The sequence below is a fragment of the Burkholderia sp. BCC0419 genome, assembly GCF_902830285.1.
Classification (GTDB): Bacteria; Pseudomonadota; Gammaproteobacteria; order Burkholderiales; family Burkholderiaceae; genus Burkholderia.
In genome coordinates, this window is the sequence record NZ_CADESR010000014.1 from 38,905 (window position 1) to 51,898 (window position 12,994).

The window sequence follows — 12,994 nt, forward strand, 5'->3', positions numbered from 1 at the left end:
GGCGCGGCGAACGGAATCAGATGTGTTTCGCAATCCACTCGCGGCACGCGCGCACGTGCGGGCCGCGATCGTCGGCGGCGAGCGAGATCAGCGAGATCGCGCGCGTGACGCGCGGTTTGTCGACGCGCAGCGCGACGAGTTCGGGATCGTGCAGATGCATCGTGTAGAGGCTCGGCAGCACAGCGGTCGCGAGGCCGTTGCGCGCGAGCGCGTAGAGCGGCTCGGTGTATTCCATCCGGTACGTGACGTTCAGGCGCAGCTTTCCGGCGCCGCCGGTGCGATGCAGCGATTCGCTGACGCTGCCGCGCACGAACACCGCGAGTTCGCGATCGACGAGCTTCGCCCACGTGACGCTCTTCGCGCGGGCGAGCGGATCGTCGTGCCGCACGACGATCACGATCTCGTCCTCGAACAGTTGCTGGTAGCGCAGCGTGCCGTCGTCGCCGTCGGGTTCGCGCACGCCGATGCCGAGATCGGCGACGCCGTCGCGCACCGCTTCGACGAGCGCGCTGTTCGGCAGGTCGGTGAGGGTAAAGCGCAGCGTCGGGTGCGTGCCGCGCAGTGCGTTGAGCGCGGGCAGCAGGCGGCCCGCGACCGACGGGATGAACGCGATGCGTACGGTCTGGATGCGTTCGCCGATGAGCCGCGTCATGTCGTCGAAGGTGCCGCGCGCTTGGTTGAGCAGGCGTTCGGCGAGCGGCAGCACGGCTTCGCCTGCAGACGTCAGCGTCAGACGATGCGCGGTGCGCGCGAACAGGCGGCCGCCGAGCAGGAACTCGATCTGGCGGATCGACGCGGTGAGCGCGGGCTGCGTGAGCGACAGCGCCTGCGCGGCCTGCGTGAAGCTGCGCGCATGGGCAAGGACGACGAAGTGCTGGACCTGCCGCAGCGTGAGTGCGGGAAGCCGCGACGAGCGGTCGGACATCGGGCAATAACGGTCGGGATGCGGTACGCGGCAGTATAAGACCGCGCTGCACGAACCGGCACAGGACAATATTCGGAATCACAGGAGAACCACCATGTCAGCGACTGACACGATGCCGGCGCACGCGCCGGCCAACTGGCTCGAACGCCGCTTCGCGCTTGCCGCGCGCGGCACGAGCGTGCGCACCGAGACGATCGCGGGCGTCACGTCGTTTCTCGCGGCCGCATACCTGCTCGTCGTGATCCCGTCGCTGCTCGCGACGGGCGGCATGGACCGCGGCGCGGCGACGACCGCGACGATCGTCGTGTTCGTGCTGTTCACCACGCTGATGGGGCTCTATGCGAACCTGCCGTTCCTCGTCGGCCCCGGTATCGGCGGCTCGGTGATCATCGGCGTGACGCTCGCGACGACCGAGCACGTCGGCTGGCAGACGGGCCTCGGCATCGCGTGCGTGTCGGGCGTGCTGTTCTTCTTGCTGACGATCCTCGGCGCGCGCGGCGTCGTGGTGCGGCTGATTCCGGTGCAGATCAAGCTCGGGCTCGGTGCGTCGATCGGGCTGTTCGTCACGATGCTCGGGCTGCGCAATGCGGGGATGGTCGTCGCGAACGCGAAGACCAACGCGTTCGCGCTCGGCGACTTCTCGCGGCCGGGCGCGCTCGTCGCGCTGATCGGCCTCGCGGTCGCGATCGTGCTGCAGGCGCGCAAGGTGCCCGGCGCGATCCTGATCGCGATCCTCGTCGCGGCCGCGGCCGGCGTGCCGCTCGGCGTCACGCACCTGCCCGCGTCGTTCATGTCGCTGCCGCACAGCATCGCGCCGATCGCGTTCAAGCTCGATATCGGCAGCGCGTTGAGCCTTGCCGCCGCGCCGTACCTGTTCGCGTTCTTCGCGGCGGAATTCTTCTCGACGCTCGGCACCGCGCTCGCGGTCGGTGCGAAGGCGAACCTGCTCGACGAACAGGGCAACCTGCCGAACATCAACCGGCCGTTTCTCGTCGATTCGCTCGCCGCGACGCTCGGCCCCGTGTTCGGCATTCCCGCGCTGACCGCGCTGATCGAATCGGCGGCCGGCGTCGAGGCCGGCGGCCGCAGCGGGCTGTCGTCGCTGGCCGCGGCCGTGCTGTTCGCCGCGATGCTGCTGTTCGTGCCGGTCGCGCTCGCGATCCCGAAGGAGGCCACGGCGCCGGCGCTGATCCTGATCGGGCTGTCGATGTTCGCGACGATCCGCCATACGCATTTCGACGACTTCACCGATGCGCTGCCTGTGATGTCGATGGTGCTGCTCACGCTGATGTCGAACAGCTTCGGCACCGGCATCGCGGGCGGGCTGCTGTGCTACGTGCTCGTCAAGCTGCTGGCCGGCCGCTGGCGTGACGTGTCGTGGGGGCTCGTCGTGCTCGCGGTTCCGCTCGGCTATTACTTCTGGACCGTCGTGAAGCCGCATTGAGAGACGGCTTTCGCGACGCAACGGCACTACCGCAAAAAGAGACTGACATGAAGGGAACACCAGGCAACGTCCCGGCCGCGCGCACGGGTATCGAGATCACGCCCGCTCATCGGGCTTTCTTCCACGCGCTGCCGAAGGTCGAGCTGCATTGCCACTTGCTCGGCGCGGTGCGGCACGACACGTTCGTCGCGCTCGCGGCGCGCAGCGGCGCGCCGATCGAGCGTGCGGAAATCGACGCGTTCTACGCGCGCGGCGAGAAGCCGGTCGGCGTGCTGCACGTGCTGCGCGCGCTCGACAAATATCTGCTGACACAACCCGACGACCTGCGGCGGATCGCATACGAGTATCTGGAAGACGCGGCCGCGCACAACGTCAGGCATGCGGAATTCTTCTGGAATCCGACGGGAACGGTGCGCGTATCGGGCATCGCGTATGCGGACGCGCAGGCGGCAATCGTGACGGCGATCCGCGATGCCGCACGCGATTTCGGGATCGGCGCATGCGTGATTCCGAGCATCGACCGCGAGCAGGATCCCGACGAAGCGGTGGCGATCGTCGAGTGGATGAAGGCGAATCGCGCGGACGAAGTCGCGGGGCTCGGCATCGACTATCGCGAGAACGACCGGCCGCCCGAACTGTTCTGGAAGGCATACCGCAATGCACGCGCGGCCGGCTTCCGCACGACCGCGCATGCGGGCGAGTTCGGGATGCCGTGGCGCAACGTCGAGACGGCGGTCGATCTGCTGCAGGTCGACCGCGTCGATCACGGCTATACGATCGTCGACAACCCCGAGCTGTGCGCGCGCTACGCGGAGCGCGGCATCGTGTTTACCGTCGTGCCGACGAATTCGTACTACCTGCGCATGCTGCCGCCGGAGCAGTGGGCCGAACGGCATCCGATGCGCAAGATGCCGGGGCTCGGGCTGAAGATTCATCCGAACACCGACGATCCGACGCTGCACAAGGTCGATCCGAGCGAAGCATGGGAGCTGATGTTCAGCCATTTCGGCTTCACCGTGGCCGAGTTGAAGCAATTCATGCTGAACGGGATCGACGGCGCGTGGGTCGATGACGCGACGAAGGGTGCGTGGCGTGCGGCATGGGCGCCGGAGTTCGATGCGCTGGCTGCCACGCTCGCGGCGGGCTGAGCGCGATCGAGTGCTTCGCCGGCCGGCACGTTGCCCGGCAGGCGACGCTTTCGGATCAGGAGGGTAGTGCAGGTCGCTCGCGAAATCGGACAGTGGGTCCGCGCTCGTGATCGTGCGGGCGCTGTCGTCGTCGAACGATGACGCCGATTGGGCCCGGCCCGCGGCGGCAACCGCCGGCGTCACGGCATGCTCCTATAATGAGCGCCGACACGATCACGGCAACAATAAAAACGAGGGCGACCCTTCCGATGGGCAATCGAGCATGGCTGTATCTCCAGTCAAGTGACGGAGACGACGCGCGAACGGTCGAGTTCGCGGAATCCAACAATCACTTCCCGCTGCTGTGGCGCGTGCTGCTCGCCGACGGCGGGGCGGGCGACGCGATTACCGATCAGCGTGTGTTCGGCGACTCGGGCACACCGAATCTTTCCAGCGACGCGCGCGCCGCACATGCGCGCCTGAGCCGGCTTGCGTCATTCGTCGTCGCGCATCCGCTGCACGGCGACGATCCCGCACTCGCGCGTCAGTTCGATGCGCTCGTGCGCCATCTCGGCGAGTCGATCGACGCGCTCGGCGATGCGCACGGCGCACCTCGGCTGTCCGCGAACCTCGACGAGCTGTCATGGCTCGACGGCGGCGATCCGGACGACTTCATCGACGCGGAACGCGACAACTGCACGCGCCTGTGGTGGCGGGTCGCGAACTGCATGGACTTTCGCGACGTGCGCGGCGTGCGCGACGCGCTCGAGATCGAGACGCCGGCGGACTGGGGCGACTGGGCGTGGGGCTTCGGGTTCGGCGGCGTGTCGCATCACTATTTCCAGCGCCAGAATCCGCCGCGCGGCGTGACGTTCGCCGAGATGTTCGACGCCGGCGAGCTGCACGGCAACTGGCTCGATCACGACACGTTCAGCTTTCGCGGGCGCAACGGACTGTGGGGCGTGCGGCGCGAAACCGACGATGCGTGGGACGTGATCGTGCCGCCCGAGTGGACGAACCTGTGGACGAGCGGTGCACGCGACGACCGGCTGCTGTGGGCCGCGCGCGACGGGAAGGTCGGCTTGCTGCTCGCCGATGGCGACGGCGACGAGGCGCGGATCGTGCGCGAACCGGCGTTCGACGCCGTGTGGGATTTCCGCGGCGACGTCGCGTGCGTACGCGTCGGCGAGCGGTTCGGGCTCGTGCGCACGGACGGCACGTGGGTGCTCGAACCGACGCTCGACGATTTCGGCGAATTTTCCGGCGGTCTTGCGTCCGCGAGCGTGGACGGCCGCTGGGGCTTCGTCGATACGCACGGCGCGTGGGCGATTTCGCCGCGTTTCGACGATACGCACGAGTTCGTGAACGGCACCGTCGTCGCGGCATGCGAAGGCGAACGCTGGGGGCTGGTCGGCCGCGACGGGCAATGGCTGACGAAACCCGAATGGGCGTCGCTCGAATGGTCGTCCGAGTGCGGCGCGTTTCTCGCACAGCGGGACGACGATCACGTCGGTCTCGTCGATCTCAACGGTCGCATGGTCGTCGAGCCGCGTTACGCGGAAATTGCGAAACTCGACGACACGCCGACGGAGCGCGTGGCAGACCTCGGCGCGATCCGCCATATCGTGCGGCGCGACGACGGCCGTTGCGCGATCGTCGACGGGCGGGGCCGCGCGTTGGTGCCGTTCGATTTCGTGAACCTCGGTGCATTGTCGTGGTTGCCGGAGGACGAAGCGGTGCCGGGCGCGCTGTCCACGCGTTTCGCGCTCGGCGTCCTGCTGGGCGAGCCGGTGCAGGTGGCGATCTGCGATCTCGATACGGGGGCGACGATCGTGCAGGGGCCGTACGACGATGTGTCCGGCCTGTTCTGGGGCGCCGATCACGGCTGGCTGGTATGTGTGCAGGACGAAGACGGTGACGACGTGCACGCGACGATATTGCGTGCGGACGGCACCGTCCTGCATCCGGCCCGTTACGCGCGGATCGGCGACGGCGCGCTGTTCGACGGTACGGCGCAGGCATTCCTGATGCCGTGGTATGTCCGCCGCACGGCGATCGCGCAGAACTGGCGCAACGGTGAGCCGGTGGCGGCTTTGCGCGACGACGGCGTACCCGTCTGGCTGTATGCAGACGGGCACGTGTCGACGGCGCGCCGGTAAAATGCGCCGCCGGTGTGACCGGCCGGCGGTATCGCGATCAGCGAAAGAACCTCAACCAGTCGAACAGGCCCGAATGCTGCGGCGCGCGCCGCTTCGGCGCCGGCGCGCTGCGCGGCCGGAAGTCCGGCGAGAACTGCACGTGCGGATCGATCGCCCGCGCGCGCAGCGCCGCATCATAGAACGAGCCGACGATCGGCAGCGCGCTGTGCGCGCCCGCACCCCAGTAGTCGCTGCGCAGCGTCACGCTGCCGTCGTCGAAGCCGACCCACGCGCCGGCCACCAGTTGCGGATGCATCAGGATGAACCAGCCGTCCGTGTTGTCCTGCGTCGTGCCGGTCTTGCCCGCGACGTCGATCCGAATCCCGTAGCGCGAGCGGATGTCGGCGCCGGTCCCGTAATCGACGACGCCGCGCATCGCGTCGACGAGCGTCTGCGCGGCGGCCACCGGCAACGCGCGTTCCGGCGGCGCGCTGCCGAACGCGGCGAGCACCTTGCCGTCGCGATCCTCGATGCGCGTGATCATCTGCGGCGCGACGTACACGCCGCGGTTCGCGATCGTGCCGTACGCGGACACCATCTCTTTCAGCGTGACGGGGCTCGTGCCGAGCGCGAGCGACGGCACCGCATCGAGCGGGCTGTCGCGCACACCCATCGCGCGGGCGAGCTGCGCGACCTTCGCGGCGCCTTCGTGCTGCATGACCTGTGCGGTGATGCGGTTGCGCGACAGCGCCAGCCCGTCGCGCAGCGTCATCGGCTCGCCGGTCGGCGGCTCCGCATCGGTCGGACGCCACACGGCGCGGCCGTCGATCGGGATCGCAACGGGGCGATCGACGAACGTATCGCCCGGCCGCATCCCGTCCGCGAACGCAGCGCCATAGACGAACGGCTTGAACGTCGAACCCGGCTGGCGCCGCGCCTGCGCGACGTGATCGAACGGCGCGCTGCCGAAATCGGGGCTGCCGACCCACGCGCGGATCGCGCCGTTGCGCGGATCGATCGCGACGAAGCCCGCCTGTACCTGCGTCTTGCGCTCGCACAGCGCCCGCATGAATTCGCGATTCGCGCCGAGCTGCTTCAGCGCAACCACGTCGGCGAGCCCCGTGTCACGGACCTGGCGATACTCGGGCGTCTGGCGCATGAAGCCGCGGAACAGGTCGTTGCGCAGCCCGCAGCCGGACGGCCCGCGCCATGCGCCGTCGGCGATCACCTGTAGCTGTTCGGTCTGCCGCGTCAGCGCCTGCGTGGCCATGTCCTGCAGCCGCGCATCGAGCGTCGTGCGCACGACGAGGCCGTCCGCGTAGAGATCGTAGTTGTTGCGGTCGGCCCACGCGATCAGCCACTTGCGCAGCTGTACCGCGAAATGCGGCGCGAGGCCCGGCTGCGCCGTCTGCGGTTCGAAATCGACGCGCAGCGGCCGGCGCTGCAGTTTCGCGAGCTGCTGCGGCGACAGCATGCCCATCTGCGCCATCCGGCCGAGCACGATGTTGCGCCGCTGGACCGCGCGTTCCGGATTCAGCACCGGGTTGTAGTAGCTGTTGCCCTTCAGCATCCCGACGAGCGTCGCGCTTTCCGTGATGTCGAGCTGGTCCGCCGACTTGCCGAAGTAGGTGCGCGCGGCCATTTCGACGCCGTACGCGTTGTACAGGAACGGCACGGTATTCAGGTAGGTTTCGAGGATCTCGTCCTTGCTGTACACCGATTCGATCTTGAACGCGGTGATCAGCTCCTTCAGCTTGCGCGTGAGCGTCGGCGCACGGCCGACTTCGTCGGGATACAGGTTGCGCGCGAGTTGCTGCGTGATCGTCGAGCCGCCCTGGCGGCCGCCCGAGAACGTATGCAGCCCGGCCGCGAGCGTGCGGCGCCAGTCGATGCCGTGATGTGCGTAGAAGCGGTGGTCCTCGGTCGCGATCAGCGCGTCGACCATGTGCGGCGAGATCTGCTTGAGCGGCACCCATTCGCGGTTCACGGGCCGGAATTCGGCGATCAGCTGGCCATCGGCCGACAGCACGCGCGCGGGGCGGTCGATGCGCGCCTTGCGGATGTCGCCGATGCTCGGCGTGAGCGGAACGAACGCGAGCAGGACCAGCAGGCCCAGCACGGGAATCGCGGCGAGCGTCAGCGCCACGCCGCGCCGAGTCGGATGGCGCAGGCGATGCAGCGCGCCGGCACCCAGTGCGCGGACGCGCGTGCGGCACGCGGCGGCGAGCGGCGCGACACGGGCGCGGCAACGGAGCCACGCGTCTCGGAGAAACGGCACGAAGCGATTCAAGGCGGCAGGGGCGCGGATGGAAGACGCGCGATCCTAGCAAACGGAACCCGCGCGGCGGCCGCCGAAACGGCCGTTTGCTTGCAGGATTTACAGACGATTACGTTTGTTGCCCGCCGCCAACCTTTTACCGCGTGCGGGGCCGCGATTCCGCAGACGAAACGACGCCCGCGAGCCGTTGCGCGGCCGCTTCCATCTGCGCGCGGCCGAACCCGCCGAAACCGAGCACGAGCCCGGGGCGCGCCGTGCCGGGCGCGAACATCGGCGACACCGCACGCACCGCGACACCGGCCCGGGCGGCGCGCGCGACCACGTCGAGATCGTCGATTCCTTCGGCGAGCCACAGCACGACGTGCATCCCCTGGTCACCCGGCTGCACCCACGCGCGTTCGCGCGGCAGCCGCGCGCCGAGCGTGTCGATCAGCAGCGCGCGCTGTTCCGCATAGACGCCGCGCACGCGGCGGATGTGGCGATCGAGATGCCCTTCGGCGATGAACGCGGCGAGCACGTGCTGGTCGGCGGTCGGCGCGTGGCGATCCATCAGCACGCGCGCGCCGCAGAACGCGGGCACGAGATCGTCGGGGGCGATCACGTAGCCGAGCCGCAGCGACGGAAACAGGATCTTGCTGAAGGTGCCGAGATAGATCACGCGATCGGGCGCGAGGCCCTGCAGCGATGGGAACGGATAGCCTTCGTAGCGCAATTCGCTGTCGTAGTCGTCTTCGACGACCCATGCGCGGTGCGTGCGCGCCCACGCGAGCAGCGCATTGCGCCGCGCCATGCTCAGCGGCATGCCGAGCGGGTACTGGTGCGACGGCGTGACGAACGCGGCGCGCGCATCGGGTGCGAGACGGACGCCGGCGTCGACGTCGAGGCCGTCGGCGTCGACCGGCACGCGCACCATCGCGTCGCGCCGCCCGGTGCTTTCGAGCAGCGCGGTGATGCCGCGATAGGCCGGATTCTCGACCCACGCGCGGTCGTTTGCGCCGAGCAGCACCTGGCTCGCGAGATGCAGCCCCTGCTGCGTGCCGCTCGTGATCACCACCTGGCCGGCATCGCAGCGCACCGAGCGCGACCGGCGCACGTAGTCGGCGATCGCTTCGCGCAGCGGCAGCGCGCCTTGCGGATCGGCATAGCCGGACGGCGCGCCGGCGCCGCAGGCGCGCAGGCGGTTGCCGAGCCGGCGCCAGATGTCGTCGGGCGCGGTGAGGCCGACCGGCACCGAGATCGCGAACGGCATGGCCGGCAGCGGACTGAATTCGCGGGCGATCCGCGCGAAGGTGGCGGCCGGCTCGGGCAGGCCGTCGCGTACCGGGTGCTGACGCCGGGCAGGCGGCTCGGGTTCGGTGCCGGGTGTCGGCTCCGCGAGTGCGTTCGCGACCCGCGTGCCCGCGCCGCCGCGCGATTCGAGAAAGCCTTCGGCGATGAGCTGCGCATACGCATCGACGACGGTGCCGCGCGCCACCTGCAGCGACGCCGCCAGCAGCCGCGTGGAAGGCAGCGTGTCGCCGGGCCGGACGTCGCCGCGGCGCACCGCGTCGCGCAGCGCCTGCGCGAGCTGGCGGCTCAGGTCGCCGGCCGCGCGGTCGAGCGCGCCGAGCGACGGGATTTCGACGATCCGGGCCGTTCTTGCCATGATTCTGGTCTGCTGAAATTGTTTCAAACCGGCTCTACAGCATAAACCAGTTTGGGATCACAATCGACGCATGACGGGCCTGCGCCCGCGCCATTTCCCACCCCGCACGACCGTGGAGCCGACATGTACGTCCCCGCCGATTTCAACGAGCCCAACCCCGACGCGCTGCGCGAGCTGATCGTGCAGCACCCGTTCGGCAGCCTGATCACGCACGGCAAGAGCGGGCTCGACGCGAACCATATTCCGTTCGAACTGGTGCCCGACGACGGCGGGCTCGGCGAACTGCATGCGCACGTCGCGCGGGCGAATCCGGTCTGGCAGGACGTCGCGGACGGCGACGAGGTGCTCGTGATCTTTCGCGCCGGCGACGCGTACATCTCGCCGAACTGGTATCCGAGCAAGCACGTCGCGCACCGGCAGGTGCCGACGTGGAACTACCGGGTCGTGCATGCGCATGGCCGCATCACGGTGCGCGACGACGAGAAGTTCGTGCGCGGTGTCGTCGCCCGGCTGACGCGCACGCACGAGGCGTCGCAGCCGGTGCCGTGGAAGATGGGCGATGCGCCGCCGGACTATATCGACACGATGCTGCAATCGATCGTCGGGCTGCAGGTCAAGATCACGCGGCTCGTCGGCAAGCGCAAGCTCGGGCAGAACAAGGCCGAGGCCGATATTCGCGGCGCCGGCGAAGCGCTGGTCGCGGACGGCCATCTCGCGATCGGGGAGGCGATGCTGGCGGAAATCGAGCGCAAGGGCGAATAGGCCTGAGCGCGGGGCGGCTGCGTGCGTGGCTGGGGCCGGGAATTTATGTGACCACGGTTCATGTTCGTGATTGATTCACCGCTGCGCGTCCAGCATCCAGAACGAAGCCCTCGTGATCAAGCCCGCGATAGCGAAGGTGATCAGATGGAATAAACAGCACATCATTTGAAAATCGCTTCAGAATTATTTTTCTATCCGACAAGCCATTTGTCGAGAAGCCATAGGTAGGGAGCGGCGTAAAGAAATAGGTGGATCAAAACGATGAAAAACGTCGCGGCAGCGAACTTGATGCGCCATTCGCGCGGAGACCAACGCCGATAAGCAAAGGCATTGAGTGCAGCGAAGACGGCAGACGGCCACAAAGTCATAACTAATAGACCCGTTACAAATTTCCAGTGAGGCGCACAGTGTTCCATGTCGCTACAGCCGGTCGTGTGCGAGGCAGGGAAAGCTGGCCTGGGAAGAATGCTAAACGTGTAGAGACACGCCCATGCAACGAGCAGGCCCCATACGATACCCAGAACAGCGAAAGCTAAGCGCTTCATTTAACTTCCCAAAAGAGAATTTCTTTGGATTGCGACAAATCCGAAATCCAGTTTTCCGTTCCTCCGGACAGCCATGAACGAAAGTTTGGCATCGTACTGGCACCAACACGAAACCGCCAAAATGACGCGAATGATGGAGTAAGCGTGTCCTTGTTCCACAGATCGATATGACCACCGCTCAGGGCGCCGGCAGAGTCACCTTCCTGCCGCCAATAGCCGAAAAAATAGATGATACCGGTTCGACCTTGAACCTTGTCTTGCCAGTTCGGCCCGGTGATGTTTTCGGGCTTGCCCATACCAAGGAATGGGCGAAGCTTCAACCATTCGGCTAGTTCGTATGCGCGGGTCGAGGTTGCCTTGCCACTGAGAATCAAACGGCCTAGCGTCTTCTTACCCGGCATCGGCTTCAACACGCTTTGTGAAAACGACTTCATGTCGCTACCGACGCTGTGAAACGTGACGCTCATGCGAATGGCGCATTGGTTTTCATACTCGCCAGTGGGGTCGTCGTACGGATCTTTCTTCGGGTATGCGCTCCAGAGCTCCTGAAAGGATAGTGCTTTGAGCTGTACAGATTTTTTTGATCTAGGTGTGTCGGTCGTGCGGACCTTTGTGGCTGGGTTAGGCATACCTTACCCTGTTGTGTTGTTTTGCAATGGCTTCGTCTCCCCAATACACGGTGTACTCGCCGGACGCATCGCCTGTATGAATACGCGGTAGCTCACCGCTCGCGTCAAGCTCGCCGGAATGTACGCGTCCGTCCGCGGTTTCGATGTAGTACGGATAGCCATCCGGCCCAGCAATAGTGCTGCTGCTCGTCGATGCTTCGATTTGCTCGTGGAATGAGCCTTTCCTGATCGATACGATTCCGCCTGTCAGCGTGCGGCTCGAAATGACTTCCCCGAGACCTTTTATCCCGTCGTTGCACCAGGCTTCGCCACCAAGCAATGCAACGATGTGCGGTGGGATAACGCAGCCGCACAGGACGACATCGTTATCCAGCGCGACTTCTCCCCGGAACTTGATCCGGTACGGGCCGCCAGCTTTTGCGATGGTGCCGACGCTTTGGCACGCGGTGCAGAATGCGTTACCCCCGATCAGGGCTGCTTGATGCCCGTGTACACGGAACGGCGGAGCGTCGTACGCGTTAATTGTCCCGCCGCGTGAAAGACTATCGCCAACGACTGCAATTCTTCTTTTCATTGACCGGCCCTCTCGGAAAGCCGTCATCGTAGCCGCGTCGCGCGATAGCGCATCTCGATATTGATAGGGTTCCTTGAACCGGGCGAGTTTGAAACTGTAATTACCATGGGGAAGCACACACGCTGCGAGTCATGTATTCAAGGTGTGTGGGTTCGCTGTTTCCGAATCAGTTTCCCCGTGGCTGCGTACCATCTATTGCTATCGTGCTCGGCTTTCCCCCGCCTGCGCCAGCGCCCCCCGAATCGCCGCCTCCGTCTTGTCATACCCGCCTTCGCCATAACGCGTATAGACGATCTTGCCGTTCGCATCGATCAGGTACAGCGCGGGCCAGTACTGGTTGCCGTACGCGCGCCACGTGTCGTAGCGGTTGTCCTGCGCGACCGGATAGCGGATGTCGAAGCGCCTGATCGCATCGGCGACGTTCTTCGCATCGCGTTCGAACGGATATTCCGGCGTATGCACGCCGACCACGACGAGCCCCTGGTCGCGATACTTCCGATACCAGTCGTTCACGTACGGGATGGTATGAATGCAGTTGATGCACGAGTACGTCCAGAAGTCGACGAGGACGACCTTGCCGCGCAACTGGTCGAGCGTCAGCGGCGCGCTGTTGTGCCAGCGGTCGATGCCGGTGAAACCGGGCGCCGCCGTGCCGGCCGCCGACGCCTGCATGCCCGCGTCGTCGTGGGTGCCCGCGAAGGCGGCGAGCCCGGCCGTGGCGGCGAGGGCGATGACGAGGGCGGCGGTCTTGAATCGGGGCAGCATGGCGTTCTCCTGATCTTTGGGGCCGCGGCGCGAGGGCGGCGGCCCGACGGGTTTCGACAGGCCCCATTAGGCGGCGCCGACGTATCTGCGATGTGTCCGGCCAGCCGCGCGTGTGCAATGTTGTGTGTCGTCGCGGCGGCGCGATACATTGGGATACAAACG

General features: G+C 66.7%; 10 protein-coding genes. 4 read left to right on the forward strand and 6 right to left on the reverse strand.

Translation table 11 applies throughout. The features are described 5' to 3' along the window. Nucleotides 1–16 precede the first annotated feature (16 nt). The gene (locus tag HWW87_RS34840; protein ID WP_175824069.1) at nucleotides 17–925 is read right to left on the reverse strand and encodes a LysR family transcriptional regulator; all 909 of its coding nucleotides are present in this window, start codon (nucleotides 923–925) and stop codon (nucleotides 17–19) included. 94 nt (nucleotides 926–1,019) lie between these two features. On the opposite strand from HWW87_RS34840, the gene HWW87_RS34845 reads away from it, so the two are divergent. The 3 genes from HWW87_RS34845 (at nucleotide 1,020) to HWW87_RS34855 (ending at nucleotide 5,655) form a co-directional block, all read left to right on the forward strand. Further along, on the forward strand, nucleotides 1,020–2,369 hold the full coding sequence (locus tag HWW87_RS34845) for an NCS2 family permease (RefSeq protein WP_175824070.1): 1,350 nt from the start codon (nucleotides 1,020–1,022) through the stop codon (nucleotides 2,367–2,369). A gap of 47 nt (nucleotides 2,370–2,416) precedes the next feature. After that, a complete protein-coding gene (gene add / locus HWW87_RS34850) occupies nucleotides 2,417–3,517 on the forward strand; it encodes an adenosine deaminase (RefSeq protein WP_175824071.1) in 1,101 nt (366 codons plus the stop codon). Between the two features lie 248 nt (nucleotides 3,518–3,765). Next, nucleotides 3,766–5,655 carry a WG repeat-containing protein gene (locus HWW87_RS34855; protein WP_175824072.1) on the forward strand — a complete coding sequence of 630 codons (1,890 nt, stop codon included), beginning with the start codon at nucleotides 3,766–3,768 and terminating at the stop codon, nucleotides 5,653–5,655. A gap of 37 nt (nucleotides 5,656–5,692) precedes the next feature. Here HWW87_RS34855 and HWW87_RS34860 read toward each other — a convergent pair whose 3' ends face one another. Beyond that, nucleotides 5,693–7,924: a transglycosylase domain-containing protein gene (locus tag HWW87_RS34860; RefSeq protein ID WP_175824073.1), complete on the reverse strand. Its 2,232-nt coding sequence runs from the start codon at nucleotides 7,922–7,924 to the stop codon at nucleotides 5,693–5,695. Between the two features lie 124 nt (nucleotides 7,925–8,048). Further along, entirely contained in the window at nucleotides 8,049–9,557 is a 1,509-nt protein-coding gene (locus tag HWW87_RS34865; RefSeq protein ID WP_175824074.1) for a PLP-dependent aminotransferase family protein, read from the reverse strand. Between the two features lie 123 nt (nucleotides 9,558–9,680). On the opposite strand from HWW87_RS34865, the gene HWW87_RS34870 reads away from it, so the two are divergent. After that, on the forward strand, nucleotides 9,681–10,319 hold the full coding sequence (locus HWW87_RS34870) for an FMN-binding negative transcriptional regulator (RefSeq protein ID WP_175824075.1): 639 nt from the start codon (nucleotides 9,681–9,683) through the stop codon (nucleotides 10,317–10,319). 541 nt (nucleotides 10,320–10,860) lie between these two features. Here HWW87_RS34870 and HWW87_RS34875 read toward each other — a convergent pair. From HWW87_RS34875 to HWW87_RS34885, 3 genes are all read right to left on the reverse strand, one after another. Then, nucleotides 10,861–11,493 (reverse strand): type VI secretion system amidase effector protein Tae4, encoded by a 633-nt coding sequence (locus tag HWW87_RS34875; RefSeq protein WP_175824076.1) that lies wholly within the window; start codon nucleotides 11,491–11,493, stop codon nucleotides 10,861–10,863. Continuing rightward, entirely contained in the window at nucleotides 11,486–12,067 is a 582-nt protein-coding gene (locus tag HWW87_RS34880) for a PAAR domain-containing protein (protein WP_175824077.1), read from the reverse strand. The genes HWW87_RS34875 and HWW87_RS34880 overlap by 8 nt, the downstream gene beginning before the upstream one ends. 198 nt (nucleotides 12,068–12,265) lie before the next feature. Next, nucleotides 12,266–12,832, reverse strand: coding sequence for a thioredoxin family protein (locus tag HWW87_RS34885; protein ID WP_175824078.1), 567 nt, complete (start codon nucleotides 12,830–12,832; stop codon nucleotides 12,266–12,268). Between the last annotated feature and the right edge of the window lie 162 nt (nucleotides 12,833–12,994).

What these genes read in the sequence shown, in the direction of transcription:
- HWW87_RS34865 (WP_175824074.1), bottom strand. Translation starts at nt 9,557, where the DNA reads ATGGCAAGAACGGCCCGGATCGTCGAAATCCCGTCGCTCGGCGCGCTC.
- add (WP_175824071.1), top strand. Translation starts at nt 2,417, where the DNA reads ATGAAGGGAACACCAGGCAACGTCCCGGCCGCGCGCACGGGTATCGAG.
- HWW87_RS34885 (WP_175824078.1), bottom strand. Translation starts at nt 12,832, where the DNA reads ATGCTGCCCCGATTCAAGACCGCCGCCCTCGTCATCGCCCTCGCCGCC.
- HWW87_RS34870 (WP_175824075.1), top strand. Translation starts at nt 9,681, where the DNA reads ATGTACGTCCCCGCCGATTTCAACGAGCCCAACCCCGACGCGCTGCGC.
- HWW87_RS34840 (WP_175824069.1), bottom strand. Translation starts at nt 925, where the DNA reads ATGTCCGACCGCTCGTCGCGGCTTCCCGCACTCACGCTGCGGCAGGTC.
- HWW87_RS34845 (WP_175824070.1), top strand. Translation starts at nt 1,020, where the DNA reads ATGTCAGCGACTGACACGATGCCGGCGCACGCGCCGGCCAACTGGCTC.
- HWW87_RS34880 (WP_175824077.1), bottom strand. Translation starts at nt 12,067, where the DNA reads ATGAAAAGAAGAATTGCAGTCGTTGGCGATAGTCTTTCACGCGGCGGG.
- HWW87_RS34855 (WP_175824072.1), top strand. Translation starts at nt 3,766, where the DNA reads ATGGGCAATCGAGCATGGCTGTATCTCCAGTCAAGTGACGGAGACGAC.
- HWW87_RS34875 (WP_175824076.1), bottom strand. Translation starts at nt 11,493, where the DNA reads ATGCCTAACCCAGCCACAAAGGTCCGCACGACCGACACACCTAGATCA.